Here is a 14558-nt window from a genome sequence, read left to right as displayed (position 1 = left end):
ACGGGACGGTGGTGGATCACGACGCCGCCACCACCGCCTCCAGCTCCTTGCCCCGGGTCTCCGGCAGGATCAGGCAAGCCACGATCACCAGCCCGTAACACCCCGCCGCAATCCACCCGATGGTCTGCCCCAGCGGCAGGCTGTTGCTGAGATACCCGACCAGCGCAGGACATATCGCCCCGACCGCACGCCCGAAGTTGTAGCAGAATCCTTGTCCCGAACCGCGCACATCGCTGGGAAACAGTTCAGACAGATAGGCCCCCATCCCCGAGAAAATCCCCGACAGGAAAAACCCCAGCACAAAGCCCAGCGCCAGCATCCACGCATCGGTAATGATCAGCTGCGTATAGCTCAGCACCAGCACGATCCCCATGGCCGCAAACAGCATGAAACAGCGGCGGCGGCCGATGGTGTCCGACAGCCAGGCCGAGGTCAGGTAGCCACAGAAAGACCCGCCGATCAACACCAGCAGATAGGTACTGGTGCCCAGCACCGACAGGTGGCGTTCGGTCTTCAGGAAGGTCGGCAGCCAGGTCGTCACCGAGTAGTACGCACCCTGCATGCCGGTCGCCAGGAGGCTGGCCAGCAGCGTCGTGCGCAGCAGGTCACGATGGAAGATGCGCAGGAAGTTGCCGCGCTGGCCGCTCTCGCGCAGCCGGGCCTGGGTCGCCAGATAGACGGCCGGTTCGCTGATGGCACGGCGGATGTAGAGCGTCAGCAGGGCCGGCAGCACGCCGATCCAGAACAGCACCTTCCACGCCGTCTCCGGCGGCAGCACCGCATAGACGCCCCAGAACGCCAGCGCCGACGCCGCCCAGCCCACCGCCCAGCTGCTCTGCACCAGGCCCGAGGCCTTGCCGCGATGGCGGGCCGAGATGGTCTCGGCGATCAGCACCGAGCCGACAGCCCATTCGCCACCCATGCCGAAGCCCTGCATCGCACGGGTAAAGAACAGCTCGCCGAAGGAAGTGGTGAAGCCCGAGAGGAAAGTGAAGAGCGCAAACCACAGCACCGTCCATTGCAGCACGCGCACCCGCCCGTAGCGGTCGGCCAGCGCGCCTGCTGCCCAGCCGCCGATGGCCGAGGTCAGCAGGGCACCGGTGGCGATGTAGCCGGCTTCGGCCTTGCTCATGCTCCACGCTGCCAAGAGCGTGGGGATGAGGAAGGTGTAGATCATGTAATCAAAACCATCCACCGCATAGCCGGTAAAGGTTGCCGTGAGCGTGCGTCGCTCGGATGTCGTTGTCTCTTGCAGCCACATGTTGATCCCCGTAATGAATGTGTAAATCACTGACGTGCGGCATCGCTGGTCGCATGCAGGCAGCATGCGGCCATCGATGAAAAAACGGTAGAGCGGCAGCAGGCGCTAGGCCTGTGCGTCGAGCAGCAGTTCGCTGTTGAGCTTGTCAGTCACCAGCATGTAGCCGGGTGCATGAGTGATGCAGAATTCGGGCCGGGCGGCGACGATGGCGGCTTGCGGCGTGACGCCGCAGGCCCAGAACACCGGCAGCTCATCGGCGTGGATGTCCACCGCTTCGCCATAGTCGGGCTGGTGGATATCGGCAATGCCGATCAGGGCCGGGTCGCCGATGTGAATGGGTGCGCCATGCACCTGCGGCGTGCGTGCGGTGATCTGGATGGCGCGGATGGCATCGGCGGCCTTGAGCGGCCGCATCGACACCACCGTCGGTCCCTGGAACACGCCCACCGGCTGCGTCGGAATATTGGTGCGGTACATGGCCACGTTGCGGCCTTCGCTGACATGGCGCAGCGGAATGCCGGCGGCCAGCAGCGCATGTTCGAAAGAGAAGGAACAGCCCAGCGCGAACGTGACCAGATCGTCGCGCCACACCGCGCGCAGGTCGTTCACCTCGGCCACGCGCTCGCCGTCACGCCACAGGTGATAGCGCGGCACGTCGCTGCGCACGTCCAGGTCCAGGCCCAGCGCGGGCAGGGCGGGTGAGCCCGGCTTGGAGACGGCCAGCAAGGGACAGGGGATGGGATTGCGTTCGCAGAAGGCGAGAAAATCATCGGCCAACGCCGCCGGCAGGATCGCCAGGTTGACTTGCACATGGGCACTGGCCACCCCGCTGGTGTGGCCGGTGAATGCCCCGCTGCGGGCGGCCAGCCGCACGTCTAGCGCGCTGGAGGAAGCCGACAGCACAGGCGCTGCGGCGGAATGAATCGGTACGGCAGGCGAGGCGGTGGCAGTCTCTGGCATGGCGGTCTCCTTCTTGGAATGGAGCCGATGTTAGGAGCGTGCCGGGACAGCGTCCAACAAAAAATTTATATCTTTTGTTATCGATTTTTTCGATGAGGACAACGGAAATTTCACTGTAGCGATTTCCGTGCCAGTGGCTCATTTTTCTGCGGTGCGGCCTTTGCCCTGGGTGCGCCGTGCATGCTCCAACGCCGAATCGAGGACCAGTTCGGCCAGGCTGGAACTGGGGTCTTCGCGATAGCTGGCGTGGATCTGCAAGGGCGGGAGCATGGCCTCGCAGCGCAGGATGCGCAAGGGAAGCCGGCGCGTGAGTTCGCGCACCGAGGCGCGCGGCAGGGTGGCTACACCGAAGCCGCCTTCGACCAGCTGCACCATGGCGGAGATGGAAGAGATGGCATGCACGCGCGGTTCGATCACGCCCCATTCCTGGCACAGCTGCAGCACTCCCTGGTGCGGCTGCGAGCCACGCTGGAAGGTGATGAGGTCGTGTGCGGCCAGTTCGTCCAGCGTGTGGGAACGCGTACCGAAGCGTTCGCGGTGGCCCACGAAGACCATCTCCATCGGCGTCATCAGGCGCGAGCGCACGGCCGTGTCGCTGCCTACGGTGGAGGTAAAGACCAGGTCTTGGGCACCGCGCCGGATCTGCTCGGTCAGTACCGGCGAGGTTTCGACGGTGAGTTCCAGCGCGAAATCGGGATAGCGGCTGCGGATTTCCTGCAGCCAGGCCGGCAGCCAGCTGTGCACCACCGATTCGATGCTGCCGATGCGCAGCAGCAGCGGGCCGGCGCTGTTGCCGCCGAGCTCCTGGCGGATCTGGCGCTGCATGTCGAGCAGTTTCACCGCCAGGCGCTGGAAGCGCTGGCCGGCCACGGTGAGGCGAAACTGTTTCTCGCGGCGGTCCAGCAGCACCACGCCCAGTTCTTCTTCCAGCGAGGCGATGCGGCTGGACATGGTCGATTGCGTGATGTGGAGCTTTTCAGCGGCGCGGGTGATGCTCTTGAGCGAGGCGGCCCAGTGGAAGGCCTCGACGAAACGCAGGTTCATGGGTGCTCGGCGGTGGGGTGGGCAGGCCCTAGGCTACCAGATGCGCGCGCCTGCCGGCTAGCGTTGTGCGATCACGTCCAGCGAACGCAACACCCGCGGATGCAGGAAGCGGCTGCGGGTGGCCTCGTCGGTGAGCACATGCATCATGGCCCCGACGAAATCGCTCACGCAGCCATGGATGGGCGCGTTCTTGCGCGTGACGTAGCAGGTGATGCTGGCCGGCAGCCGCTCCTTGAGCGTGAGCGCTTCCAGCGGGTAGTGCTGGCGGCTGGCTTCGATCACCGGCCAGGGGACCACGGTGAGCAGGTCGCTGTTGCAGATCAGTTCCATCATGTGCAGGGAACGGTACTGATGTACCTGGCCGCCGCCGGGCAGCGCGCCGTCGCCATAGTGTGTCTGGAAGAAATCGCGCAGGGGCGGTTGGTACTGGCCGATCTCGTGGCTGACCAACCATGATTGTCCGGCCAGTTGCTCCAGATGGCGGGCCTGCTGCAGCGGATGGCCACGGCGGCAGGCGATCGCGTGTTCGTAGGAAAACAGCGGCCGTGCCGCCAGTTCAGCGCTGCCCTCATCGGGCGGTGCCAGGCCGATGGCCAGGTCCATGCTGCCCTCGCGCAGGGCAGCATAGTCGGAACCGAAGACATCGGACAGGCGCAGGCTCACATCCGGCCGCAGTTCGGCAAAGCGCAGCAGCGTGGGGGTGAGCAGGGTCAGCGAAATCCACGGCGTGACACCGACGGTGAAACGGATGCGATTGCTGGCCCGCGCAGCGCCCAGTTCCTGCATGGCCTGTTCGACTTCACACTGGATCAGCCGGGCGCGAGTGAGCAGCTTGCGGCCCGCAGCCGTGAGCTGCAGCCCCTGTGCCTGGCGTTCCAGCAAGCGGGTACCGGCGGTATTCTCCAACTCCTGCAAGCCCTTGCTGACAGCGGCGGCGGTCACGTTGAGGGCCTGTGCAGCCGAACGCAGGCCGCCATGCTCGGCGATGGCGATCAGATATTGCAGTTGCTGCAGCTTCAGTTCGGGCGGACGCGCCATGGGTTCGCTCCTCGAGGGGCCTCATGAAGGGGTGCGGCGAGGATAAACGCTGCACCGTATTCGCGCATCTGTTTTTCGATTCAACCGGATCTATTCATGTCAACGAGCCGTTGACGCGACGCCGCCGCGCAATGGCTGCACACTTGCCGCACCAGGAGGGGCTGGGTGTTGCGGGCAGAAGTGTAAATGATTTACGCAGCTCCCGGGGCTGTCCCGCCCGGCCTGTTCCGTCTGCCGGAGACGCACTGGTATGCATGCTGCATGGTGAGACCGGCCATGCCAGCGTGCTTGCCAGTGCGCATCGGCAGGATCGCATTCCACTACCCTGAGACCCGCAATGACCAAGAACCCGTCCTCTTCCGCCCTCGTGCCCGGCATCCTGCACCACCTGCAGGAAAGCGTGGCGCTGCGTCACCACATTCACGCCCATCCCGAACTGGCGTTCGAGGAGCACGCCACCAGCGAGCTGGTCGCCGGCAAGCTGGCCGAATGGGGATACGAGGTCCATCGCGGCCTGGGCGGGACCGGCGTGGTGGGGACCTTGAAGAAGGGCAGCGGTCCGCGCCGCCTTGGCCTGCGTGCCGACATGGACGCCCTGCCCATCCATGAGGAGACCAAGCTGCCTTATGCCAGCCAGCACGGCGGCACCATGCATGCTTGCGGCCATGACGGCCATACCGCCAGCCTGCTGGCGGCCGCGCGCGAGCTCAAGGACACCGACTTCGATGGCACCCTGCACCTGATCTTCCAGCCCGCCGAAGAAGGCCTGGGCGGTGCGCGCAAGATGGTCGAGGATGGCCTGTTCGAGCGATTTCCCTGCGATGGCGTGTTCGCCTTTCACAACATGCCCGGTTATCCGGTGGGCAAGTTCGGTACCCTGCCGGGGGCCTTCATGGCTTCGTCCGATACTGTCATCATCAAGATCATCGGCAATGGGGGGCATGGCTCCATGCCGCACATCACGGTCGATGCAATTCTGGTGGCCTCCTATCTGGTGGTGGCCTTGCAGAGCGTGGTCGCGCGCAATGTCGATCCGCGCCAGATGGCGGTGGTGACAGTCGGTGCGCTACATGCGGGCAATGCCCCCAACGTGATCGCCGAGACCGCCGAGCTGCGCCTGTCGGTGCGCGCCTACTCGCCCGAGGTGCGGGCACTGCTGCGCCAGCGCATCACCGAGCTGGCCCAGACCCAGGCGCAGGCCATGGGCGCGCGGGCGGAGGTCGATTACCACTGGCGTTATCCGGCGCTGCAGAACGATGCGGGCATGACCGCCTTTGCCGAAGGCGTGGTGCGCGATTGGCTGGGACAGGAAGCTTTCATCGAGAACGTCCAGCAACTGACGGGCAGCGAGGATTTCTCCTTCATGCTGGAGCAATGCCCGGGCTGCTACGTCATCATCGGCAATGGGGAAGGAGAGCAGGGCGGCTGCATGGTGCACAACCCGCGCTATGACTTCAATGACGGCATCCTGCCGATCGCGGCCAGCTACTGGGTCAAGCTGACCCAGCGCTTCCTGTCGGACGCGCCGCTGGTGGCCTGATCCGTCACAGGGGAGAACGGCGCCCGGCGGCGCAATCTCGCCGGGCGCTGCCAACGCACAACAGACACGACAGAAGGGCCACCCACACCATGAACAGCAACTGCCACTCAGCCGCCGTCAGCCCCGCTGCTGCCGTACCCGCTCCGGTTTCCAAGGCCAAGAAGATCGCCGCCATCACCATCGGCAATGGCCTGGAGTTTTTCGATTTTTCCATCTACACCTACTTTGCGGCCATCATCGGTCGCCAGTTCTTTCCCAGTACCTCGGAATGGGCGTCGCTGATGATGTCGCTGGCCACCTTCGGGGTGGGTTTCCTGATGCGCCCGCTGGGCGGCATCATCATGGGGCAGTTCGCCGACCGGCGCGGACGCAAGCCGGCCATGACCTTGAGCTTGTGGCTCATGGCGGTGGGCTCGGCCATCTTCATCGTGGCCCCGACCTACGCCCAGATCGGATTGGCCGCGCCGCTGCTGATGATCGCCGGCCGCATGATCCAGGGCTTTGCGGTGGGCGGCGAAGTGGGCGCGTCGACCTCCATGCTGCTGGAATACGCGGACGACAGGACACGTGGTTTCTACAGCAGCTGGCAACTGTTCAGCCAGGCGCTCAGCACGCTGGTCGGCTCCGGCGTGGGACTGTTGCTGACCTATGCGCTGACTGCTGAGCAGCTGGAAAGCTGGGGCTGGCGTCTGCCATTCGTCGTCGGCCTGCTGCTGGTGCCGATCGGCAATTACATCCGCCGTTTCCTCGATGAGACCGCCGAGGTGGAACATGCGCCCGCGTCAGGCCAGCCGGGCAAGCGGGCACCGGGTGCCCTCAGCGAGATCCTGCAGGCGCATCGCAAACCATTGCTGCTGGGCACGGCCATCGTCATCGGCGGGACCTCGGCCAACTACATCGTGATGCACTACATCACCACCTATGCCAAGGCCATCCTGCACATGCCGTTCTCGCTGGCGCTGTGGGCCTCCTGGCTGGCCGGCCTGCTGCAGTTGCTGCTGTGTGCGCCGGCCGGCATCCTGACTGATCGCCTCGGCCGCAAGCCGGTGGCCACCTGGTCGCGCCTGGCGCTGATCATCCTGGTGTTCCCGGCCTTCATGCTGATGAACCATCTGCGCAGCGGCATGGGCCTGCTGACGGCGGTGACGGTGATGGTCATTCCCATGGTCTTCACTTCGGTCTCCAGCGTGGTCATGATGACCGAACTGTTCCCGCGCCGCGTGCGGGCGACCGGGCTGGCCCTGTGCTATGGACTGGGCGTATCGATCTTTGGCGGCTTCTCGCAGTTCATCGCCACCTGGCTGGTCAAGGCCACCGGTTCCAACCTGGGGCCGGCCTGGTATGTGATCGGCACCGGCCTCATCTCACTGGCGGCCATTGCCATGGTGCGGGAGACGGCGGGGCGGAAGCTGGAATGACGCCCTGCACGGTGTAATCGGAAGAGCCGCTGCGGATCGCAACTGGCGAGCTTTTCCGGTTGGCGTGGACCGCGACTGACACGTCAGCGCGGTCACGCCGCTTCAACGCATTTCTTGCGCACCGCACCAATTTTCCCGCCGCTTGACACATTCCTTCCCCATACCTATCCTCACCCCCGATTGGTCATACCTTTTGTCGCCCGCACACGCCGGGCTGGCGGGCCAGGCCGACACTGCCGCGACGGCAGCGATTCACCCTACAGGCAGATACCCAGAGAGCATGTCCTTCGACCCCATCGTCCAGAAATCCATTTCCGAGCAGGTAGCCCAGCGGCTGCTGACCATGATCCGCAGCGGCCTGCTGAAACCTGACCAGCAACTGCCGCCCGAGCGCGAATTGGCAGCCATGCTGGGCGTGGGCCGTCCTGCCGTGCGGGAAGCCATTCGCGGGCTGGCCCTGCTGGGCCTGCTGCGCATCCGCCAGGGCGAGGGCACCTTCGTCAGTTCGCTGGAAACGCGCGAGCTGCTGGAGCCGCTGGAGATGATCATCGATCTCAACCCCGGCACGCTGGAAGCGCTGTTCGACGCCCGTCTCATCATCGAGACCGGCGTGGCCGCACTGGCCGCCACCCATATCGACGACGCCGAACTGGCGCGCCTGGCGCGCAACGTCGAGGATGAGGCGCGGTTGCTGTCGGACCCGGCGGCCTTCTCCGCAGCGGATGTGGAATTCCACGAGGCCATCATCGAGGCCTGCAACAATCCCTTCCTGCAAAGCGTCGCCGGCAGTCTCTACATGCTGGGCAAGAAGAGCCGCTCCATCACCTCGCGCATCCCCTCCACGCTGGAACGCAGCCTGCAGGACCACCGCGACATCCTCGATGCGCTGAAGGCGCGCAATCCGCACCAGGCCTCCGAAGCCATGCGCAACCACCTGCTGAGGGTGCGCGATGCCTATCGCAGTGCCGGACGCAGCCAGAACGAATCAGTCCACGACTGAGTCAACAAGCACGATCCAACGCAAGAAGCGTCGCCGTTGCTGCCGGGCTGGTCCCGCAGCATTCCACAACGGCGGCGTGGCAGCACAGCCGCAGCATGGCCGCGGTGCCCCTCACAAGAAGCGATACCGGCAAGGCGCGCAGGGCCGCCTGTTGATGCAGCACTTCTACAAGCCGGACAGGCAAAATCTTTCCTTATCAATCGATTGCAGGAGAACAGCATGCTGGATCTGGCAGGTAAAGTCGTCTTCATCAGCGGTGCAAGCACCGGTATCGGCGCCGCCGCCGCGCGCGCCTTCGCGGCACGTGGCGCACACGTGGTGGTTCACTACAACAGCTCGAAGGAAGAGGCCGAGGCCGTGGCCGCAGAAGTACGCGCCGCCGGCAGCAAGGCCGTCACCATCGGCGCGGACGTGCGCGATACGGCAGCCATCAACGCCGCCGTCTCCAAGGCCGTGGAGCAGATGGGCCGCATCGACGTGCTCATCAACAACGCCGGCGCACTGGTCAAGCGGGCCCCGCTGGAAACGGTCACCGATGAACTCTTCGACGAGATCATCAACATCAACGCCCGCTCGGTGGTGGCCTTCACGCGTACGGTCATTCCCGTCATGCGCTCCCAGGGCGGCGGCAACATCATCAACGTCACCTCGGTGGCAGCACGCCATGGCGGCGGCCCCGGTGCGCTCATCTATGCGGCTTCCAAAGGCTTCGTCAGCACCATCACGCGCGGCATGGCCAAGGAATTGCTGGCCGACAAGATCCGCGTCAATGCAGTGGCGCCGGGCGTGATCATGACGCCGTTCCAGGAACGCTTCACCACGCCGGAACAACTGGAAGGTTTCCGCAAGACCATTCCCATGGGGCGCATCGGCGAGCCTGATGAATGCAGCGGTGCTTTCCTTTATCTGGCCTCGGACCAGATGTCGGGCTACGTCACCGGCCAGATCATCGACGTCAACGGCGGCCAGTACATGCCGTAAGGTCCGGCGCCGCGCCGCGCCGGTTCTGGCATGGCTCTTGCGGGCAGGGGAGGATCATGCGCCACGATCCTTTCCTGCCCGTTTCCGCTGCCGCCGCCCTGGCCCCGCCAGGCGGCCTGCTGCGCGACAAGCTGGCCCTGCTGCTGGATTCCACCGGCGAGGGCATCTACGGTATCGACCTGGAGGGGCGCTGCACCTTCATCAACCGCGCCGGTGCGGCGATGCTGGGTTATGCGCCAGCAGACGTGCTGGGCCACAACATGCACGAGCTGGTGCATCACAGCCATGAGCATGGCGGCCATTATCCCGAGGCCGAATGCCCGATCCTGAAGGCCTTCCGCAAGGGCGAATCCTGCCGGGTCGACCAGGAAGTGTTCTGGCGCGCCGATGGCAGCTGCTTCGCGACCGAATATTCCTCCTACCAGATCATCGATGCCGGCCAGGTGCGCGGGGCGGTGATCGCCTTCAGCGATATCTCCAAACGGCGCCAGGCCGAGGAACAGTTGCAGCGGGCCAAGGCCGAACTGGAAGTGCGCGTGGCCGAGCGCACCCGTGAGCTCTCGGCTGCACTGCGCCAGGTGCGGCAATTGTCGGCGCATGCGCATTCGGTGCGCGAGGGCGAACGCACCCGCATCGCCCGCGAAATCCACGACGAACTGGGCAGCCTGCTGGTGGCCCTCAAACTGGATGTGAACTGGATGGCCAAGCGCGTCACCGACCTCGATCCGGTGGCGCGCAAGTGCGAGGCCATGAGCCGCCTGATCGAAACCGCAGTGGACAACGTGGGACGCATCATCACCGACCTGCGCCCCAGCATCCTTGATCACCAGGGCCTGATTGCCGCGCTGGAATGGCAGGTGCAGGAATTCTCGGAAGCCACCGAATTGCCCTGCGAAGTCGAGTTCGATATCGCGCCGGAAGCCTTCGTCCCGGATGGCACCAAGGCCACGGCGGCGTTTCGCATCTTCCAGGAAATGCTCTCCAACGTGGCGCGCCACGCGCAGGCCACGCAGGTGCGCATCGCGGTCCACCTGACTGCGGCAGAACTGCGCATGGAAGTGGAAGACGATGGCGTGGGCACCCCCCGCGCCGCGCAGGAAGCGGCCACGTCCTATGGCGTGATGGGCATGCGCGAGCGCGCCTTGCACTTCGGTGGCGCACTGAGCATTGCTGGTGCGCGGTGTGCACCAGAGTACGGCAGGCCGGGCACGCTGGTCTGCCTGCGCCTGCCCCATCACGCCAGCCGGGAGCTGCCATGAGCCGTCCCGGCGACAACATCCGCATCCTGCTCTGCGACGACCATCGCATCGTGCGCGAGGGCTTGAAGCAGATCCTGGCCGACACGCCCGACATCGAAGTGGCCGCCGAATGCGCCAGCGGGCCGGAGGTGCTGCACAGTGCGCGGGTCGAGGCAATCGACCTGGTGCTGCTGGACATCGCCATCCCCCAGCAGGACGGGCTGGACGTGCTGCGCCAGATCAAGCAGGAGATGCCGCGCCTGCCGGTGCTGATGCTGTCCACCTATCCCGAGAAACAATACGCGGCCCGTTGCTACAAGCTGGGCGCAGCGGGTTATCTCAACAAGAGCACCGACCCCGAGCAACTGGTGGAAGCCATCCGCAAGGCCGCTGGCGGTGGCCTCTACGTGAGCGCGCAGATGGCCGAGACCCTGGCCTCGGGCCTGGCTCAGCGCGCCACGGCCCCGCAGCGGGCCGCGCATGAGAGCCTGTCGCACCGCGAATACCAGGTCTTCCAGCTGATCGCCGCCGGGCGCAGCGTCAAGGAAATCGCCGACCAGCTGGAACTGAGCCCCAATACGGTGAGCACCTATCGCAGCCGTATCCTGGAGAAGACCGGGGCTTCCAATGACGTGGGCATTGCCATGTATGCCGTGCGGCACCAGTTGCTGCCGGTGTGAGCATTTCTCTCCTGGTGTCGTCATTTTGCAGCGCGTTTTCGTCATTCTGACGATGTGATCGACGTTGCTTGTAGTGGCAGCACTACAAGATGTCGTGCGCCCATGACGTAATGCAGCGGGCTGGCAAATCCCTTGCAGGTAGTGCAGGTGAACGCAGCAACTCACCTGACACTCACCAAACGGGGGAATCATGCCTGACGCACCAGAGACCAATCTGTTCCACACCTATGACGCCGAACGCGCCGGGCAGGGCTGTTCCTGCGGCCGCCACGGCAGCCAGCAGCAGCACGAGGCCGATGTGCTGGCCGAGCAGCAGCGCCTGCAGCGCGGTCGCGATGTGGAAACCCTGACCAACGACGTGGTGGAAGAAGCGCTGATGCGTTCGCTCTTCCCGCGCGTGGCCGAACGCCGTGATTTCCTGCGCGCAGTGGGCAAGAATGCGGCGCGCGCGGCCATTGCCAGCGTGCTGCCGCTGGGCTCGCTGCAGGCCATGGCGCAGGAAAAGAATGGCGCGCTGGAAAAGAAGGACCTCAAGATCGGCTTCATCGCCATCACCTGTGCGGCACCGCTCATCATGGCCGATCCGCTGGGCTTCTATCGCAAGCAGGGCCTGAACGTGTCACTCAACAAGACGGCCGGCTGGGCGCTGATCCGCGACAAGATGATCAACAAGGAACACGACGCCTCGCACTTCCTCTCGCCGATGCCGATTGCCATGTCCATGGGTGTGGGCAGCAATGCCACGCAGATGCGCGTGGCCACCATCCAGAACATCAACGGCCAGGCCATCACGCTGCATACCAAGCACAAGGACAAGCGCGATCCCCAACAATGGAAGGGCTTCAAGTTTGCCGTGCCCTTCGAATATTCGATGCACAATTTCCTGCTGCGCTACTACCTGGCCGAGCACGGACTGGACCCGGACCGCGACGTGCAGATCCGCGTGACGCCCCCGCCGGAAATGGTGGCCAACCTGCGCGCAGGCAACATCGACGGTTTCCTCGGGCCGGACCCGTTCAACCAGCGCGCGGTCTATGACGAGGTCGGCTTCATTCATATCCTCTCCAAGGAGATCTGGGACGGGCACCCCTGCTGCGCCTTCGGCACCTCCGAAGAGTTCATCAAGCAGAATCCCAATACCTTTGCGGCACTGTTCCGCGCCGTGCTGACCGCTGCGGCCATGGCCCGCGATCCGGCCAACCGCTCGCTGGTGGCCAAGGTGATCTCGCCGCCGGCCTACCTGAACCAGCCGGAGACGGTGGTGGAGCAGGTGCTCACCGGCCGCTTCGCCGATGGCCTGGGCAACGTCAAGAACGTGCCTGGCCGCGCCGACTTCGATCCGGTGCCCTGGGATTCGATGGGGGTGTGGATCCTCACGCAGATGAAGCGCTGGGGCTACATCAAGGGCGACGTCGACTACAAGGCCATCGCCGAAAAGGTACTGCTGCTGACCGAGGCCAAGAAGCACATGAAGGAGCTGGGCCAGCCGGTGCCGGACGGGGCCTACCGCAAGTATTCCATCATGGGCAAGGAGTTCGATGCCAACAAGGCCGACGCCTACGTGAACAGCTTCGCCATCAAGAGGAGCGCGTGATGCAGGGCCGGCATTTAGGCTGGCGCGCTGCGCTCATTTCCCTGCTGCTGCTGGCCGCACTGCTGATGGTGTGGCACCTGGCCACGCTGCCCAAGGAGAGCGCGGCCAGTGCCGCCCAGGATGAGTACGCCAGGCTGATGGGCAAGAGCAGCGGCGCTGCCAAGCGTGATGGCTTCCCCGGACTGGCGCAGATGGGCGAAACCATCCGCAAGGAACTGAGCAATCCTTTCTACGACAACGGTCCCAATGACAAGGGCATCGGCATCCAGCTGGCCTATTCGCTGGGCCGGGTCGGGCTGGGGTTTGCGATTGCGGCGGTGGTGGCAGTGCCGCTGGGGTTCCTGCTGGGGATGTCGCCGCTGATGCAGCGTGCGCTCAATCCCTTCATCCAGATATTGAAGCCCATTTCCCCGCTGGCCTGGATGCCGTTGGCGCTCTACACCATCAAGGATTCCTCGGTGTCGGGGGTGTTCGTGATCTTCATCTGCTCGGTCTGGCCGATGCTGATGAACACCGCCTTTGGCGTGGCCTCGGTGCGGCGCGACTGGCTGAACGTGGCCAAGACGCTGGAGGTGGCACCGCTGCGGCGCGCCTTCCTGGTGATCCTGCCGGCGGCGGCGCCCACCATCCTGACCGGCATGCGCATCTCCATGGGCATCGCCTGGCTGGTGATCGTGGCCGCCGAGATGCTGGTGGGCGGAACCGGCATCGGCTACTTCGTCTGGAATGAATGGAACAACCTGTCGCTGACCAGCGTGATCTTCGCCATCCTGGTCATCGGCGTGACCGGCATGGTGCTGGACCTGATCTTCGCGCGGCTGCAGAAGTGGGTCACCTATGTCGAATGAAGGGAGCCGCAGCATGGATCACAATTTCCTGAGCGTGCAGGGCCTGGCCAAGCGTTATGCAGCAGGCGCGCCGCCGGTGTTCGAGCAGGTGTCCTTCGGTATTGATCGCGGTGAATTCGTCTGCGTGATCGGGCACTCGGGCTGCGGCAAGACCACCATCCTCAACGTGCTGGCCGGGCTGGAAGCGGCCAGCGAGGGTGTCGTCATCATGGACCAGCGCGAGGTCAAGGGACCGAGCCTGGATCGCGGCGTGGTGTTCCAGAGCCACGCCCTCATGCCCTGGTTCAGCGTGCTGGGCAATGTGGTGTTCGCGGTGCGTTCGCGCTGGCCGGACTGGCCGCGTGCCAAGGCCGAGGAGCATGCACGGCGGTTCATCGAGATGGTTGGTTTGAAGGGCGCTGAACACAAGAAACCCTCGGAGCTCTCGGGCGGCATGAAGCAGCGCGTGGGCATTGCACGCGCCTTTTCCATCGAGCCCAAGATGCTGTTGATGGACGAGCCCTTCGGTGCGCTAGATGCCTTGACGCGCGGCGTGGTGCAGGACGAGTTGCTGAAGATCTGCGCGGCCACGCACCAGACCGTGTTCATGATTACCCACGACGTCGATGAAGCGATCCTGCTGGCCGACAAGATCTTCCTCATGTCCAACGGCCCGCAGGCCTGCATCGCCGAGGTGGTCATCAACACGCTGCCCAAGAACCGCACACGCGAAGGCATGCACCACGATCCGCAGTTCTATCGCATCCGCAATCACCTGGTCGATTTCCTGGTGCATCGTTCGCGCCAGATCCAGGCGGCGCAGGCCAGCGGCGCAGCGCGCCTGCCGACCCGCATTGTCATGCCGGGGCTGGAGCAGGTTGCGGCATGAAGGCAGGGGCAGGGTGACCTGCCATTTCGTCAGTTTATATCGTCGTTTTGCAGCATCGTTTCGTCAGGATCGATGACGCACACTACAA

At 64.6% G+C, this 14558-nt stretch carries 13 protein-coding genes; 9 read left to right on the top strand and 4 right to left on the bottom strand.

Features of this window, described 5'->3' with window-relative positions; all coding sequences use genetic code 11:
• Positions 1-16: 16 nt before the first annotated feature.
• From E2K99_RS17155 to E2K99_RS17140, 4 genes are all read right to left on the bottom strand, one after another.
• Positions 17-1261, bottom strand: a complete 1245-nt coding sequence (locus tag E2K99_RS17155) for an MFS transporter (RefSeq protein WP_134222988.1) — start codon at positions 1259-1261, stop codon at positions 17-19.
• A gap of 105 nt (positions 1262-1366) precedes the next feature.
• A complete protein-coding gene (locus tag E2K99_RS17150) occupies positions 1367-2221 on the bottom strand; it encodes a putative hydro-lyase (RefSeq protein ID WP_134222987.1) in 855 nt (284 codons plus the stop codon).
• Positions 2222-2359: 138 nt separating this feature from the next.
• On the bottom strand, positions 2360-3265 hold the full coding sequence (locus tag E2K99_RS17145; protein ID WP_134222986.1) for a LysR family transcriptional regulator: 906 nt from the start codon (positions 3263-3265) through the stop codon (positions 2360-2362).
• 57 nt (positions 3266-3322) lie between these two features.
• Complete coding sequence (locus E2K99_RS17140) at positions 3323-4303, bottom strand: LysR family transcriptional regulator (RefSeq protein ID WP_121045055.1); 981 nt, start codon at positions 4301-4303, stop codon at positions 3323-3325.
• Between the two features lie 337 nt (positions 4304-4640).
• Here E2K99_RS17140 and E2K99_RS17135 point away from each other — a divergent pair, with 337 nt between their 5' ends.
• The 9 genes from E2K99_RS17135 (at position 4641) to E2K99_RS17095 (ending at position 14470) form a co-directional block, all read left to right on the top strand.
• Positions 4641-5843, top strand: coding sequence for a M20 aminoacylase family protein (locus tag E2K99_RS17135; RefSeq protein ID WP_134222985.1), 1203 nt, complete (start codon positions 4641-4643; stop codon positions 5841-5843).
• 89 nt (positions 5844-5932) lie between these two features.
• Positions 5933-7261, top strand: coding sequence for an MFS transporter (locus E2K99_RS17130; protein WP_134222984.1), 1329 nt, complete (start codon positions 5933-5935; stop codon positions 7259-7261).
• Positions 7262-7541: 280 nt separating this feature from the next.
• Positions 7542-8261: a FadR/GntR family transcriptional regulator gene (locus E2K99_RS17125; RefSeq protein ID WP_034329812.1), complete on the top strand. Its 720-nt coding sequence runs from the start codon at positions 7542-7544 to the stop codon at positions 8259-8261.
• A 219-nt stretch (positions 8262-8480) separates the two neighbouring features.
• A complete protein-coding gene (locus E2K99_RS17120) occupies positions 8481-9242 on the top strand; it encodes an SDR family NAD(P)-dependent oxidoreductase (protein WP_134222983.1) in 762 nt (253 codons plus the stop codon).
• 56 nt (positions 9243-9298) lie between these two features.
• Positions 9299-10501 carry a sensor histidine kinase gene (locus E2K99_RS17115; RefSeq protein WP_134222982.1) on the top strand — a complete coding sequence of 401 codons (1203 nt, stop codon included), beginning with the start codon at positions 9299-9301 and terminating at the stop codon, positions 10499-10501.
• Complete coding sequence (locus tag E2K99_RS17110) at positions 10498-11160, top strand: response regulator (protein WP_121045044.1); 663 nt, start codon at positions 10498-10500, stop codon at positions 11158-11160. Before E2K99_RS17115 ends, E2K99_RS17110 begins: the two co-directional genes overlap by 4 nt.
• Positions 11161-11350: 190 nt before the next feature.
• Entirely contained in the window at positions 11351-12754 is a 1404-nt protein-coding gene (locus E2K99_RS17105) for a CmpA/NrtA family ABC transporter substrate-binding protein (protein ID WP_134222981.1), read from the top strand.
• Positions 12754-13602: a nitrate ABC transporter permease gene (gene ntrB, locus E2K99_RS17100; RefSeq protein ID WP_034329817.1), complete on the top strand. Its 849-nt coding sequence runs from the start codon at positions 12754-12756 to the stop codon at positions 13600-13602. Before E2K99_RS17105 ends, ntrB begins: the two co-directional genes overlap by 1 nt.
• A gap of 13 nt (positions 13603-13615) precedes the next feature.
• On the top strand, positions 13616-14470 hold the full coding sequence (locus E2K99_RS17095; RefSeq protein ID WP_034329820.1) for an ABC transporter ATP-binding protein: 855 nt from the start codon (positions 13616-13618) through the stop codon (positions 14468-14470).
• The last annotated feature ends 88 nt before the right edge of the window (positions 14471-14558 follow it).

Source organism: Herbaspirillum huttiense, from assembly GCF_004367745.1.
GTDB lineage: Bacteria > Pseudomonadota > Gammaproteobacteria > Burkholderiales > Burkholderiaceae_D > Herbaspirillum > Herbaspirillum huttiense.
This window is presented reverse-complemented; position numbering and strand designations above follow the sequence as displayed.

Bases quoted from the DNA above. Each gene is read 5' to 3' on its own strand.
- E2K99_RS17155 (WP_134222988.1), bottom strand. From the start codon at position 1,261: ATGTGGCTGCAAGAGACAACGACATCCGAGCGACGCACGCTCACGGCA.
- E2K99_RS17150 (WP_134222987.1), bottom strand. From the start codon at position 2,221: ATGCCAGAGACTGCCACCGCCTCGCCTGCCGTACCGATTCATTCCGCC.
- E2K99_RS17145 (WP_134222986.1), bottom strand. From the start codon at position 3,265: ATGAACCTGCGTTTCGTCGAGGCCTTCCACTGGGCCGCCTCGCTCAAG.
- E2K99_RS17140 (WP_121045055.1), bottom strand. From the start codon at position 4,303: ATGGCGCGTCCGCCCGAACTGAAGCTGCAGCAACTGCAATATCTGATC.
- E2K99_RS17135 (WP_134222985.1), top strand. From the start codon at position 4,641: ATGACCAAGAACCCGTCCTCTTCCGCCCTCGTGCCCGGCATCCTGCAC.
- E2K99_RS17130 (WP_134222984.1), top strand. From the start codon at position 5,933: ATGAACAGCAACTGCCACTCAGCCGCCGTCAGCCCCGCTGCTGCCGTA.
- E2K99_RS17125 (WP_034329812.1), top strand. From the start codon at position 7,542: ATGTCCTTCGACCCCATCGTCCAGAAATCCATTTCCGAGCAGGTAGCC.
- E2K99_RS17120 (WP_134222983.1), top strand. From the start codon at position 8,481: ATGCTGGATCTGGCAGGTAAAGTCGTCTTCATCAGCGGTGCAAGCACC.
- E2K99_RS17115 (WP_134222982.1), top strand. From the start codon at position 9,299: ATGCGCCACGATCCTTTCCTGCCCGTTTCCGCTGCCGCCGCCCTGGCC.
- E2K99_RS17110 (WP_121045044.1), top strand. From the start codon at position 10,498: ATGAGCCGTCCCGGCGACAACATCCGCATCCTGCTCTGCGACGACCAT.
- E2K99_RS17105 (WP_134222981.1), top strand. From the start codon at position 11,351: ATGCCTGACGCACCAGAGACCAATCTGTTCCACACCTATGACGCCGAA.
- ntrB (WP_034329817.1), top strand. From the start codon at position 12,754: ATGCAGGGCCGGCATTTAGGCTGGCGCGCTGCGCTCATTTCCCTGCTG.
- E2K99_RS17095 (WP_034329820.1), top strand. From the start codon at position 13,616: ATGGATCACAATTTCCTGAGCGTGCAGGGCCTGGCCAAGCGTTATGCA.